Here is a 481-nt window from a genome sequence, read left to right on the forward strand (position 1 = left end):
CCCCAAGTTGTCCGCCCGGGTCGAGTTGTTGTCGGTCCGGAGGTATTTCTCTCCCTGAATGGTGACCGTGCGGACGTCCTCACCCTTCCTGCTCTGGCCGTCGCGCGAGTACACGGTCACAAAGGTCACGCGCCGGTCGATGGCGGAGACCACTTCCTGGCGGCTCGCTTTCTGCGGGTCGCCGAACTTCTCTCCGAGGTCTGGGCGGACCTCTACCTCGACGATCGCGGTGTGGTCACGGTTGTACTTCACTCGAAAGACCCCATAATCAGCCCACTTCGGCATACATGCAGCTCCTCGGACGGGCTGGAAATGCCCGCCCGATCGAGTAGAGGTCGAGCAGCCGCGGATTTAGCGATGGGCCATCTTTTTTTTCCGGCGAGGCGCAAACCGGGAAGCGAGGACACCTCTTGGTGGAGAACAGGAGAGAACAGATAAAGCAGGCAGACCGGTCCGACGGCTCCCTGTGGGAGCAGGCGTA

1 protein-coding gene is annotated in these 481 nt (G+C 61.5%); it reads right to left on the reverse strand.

Annotated elements, in window-relative coordinates:
• Positions 1-285: DUF3892 domain-containing protein (locus Q664_RS26245; protein ID WP_043401439.1), on the reverse strand; the 285-nt coding region annotated here is incomplete at its 3' end.
• Positions 286-481: the final 196 nt, after the last annotated feature.

It is taken from the genome of Archangium violaceum Cb vi76 (assembly GCF_000733295.1).
GTDB classification, from domain to species: Bacteria; Myxococcota; Myxococcia; order Myxococcales; family Myxococcaceae; genus Archangium; species Archangium violaceum.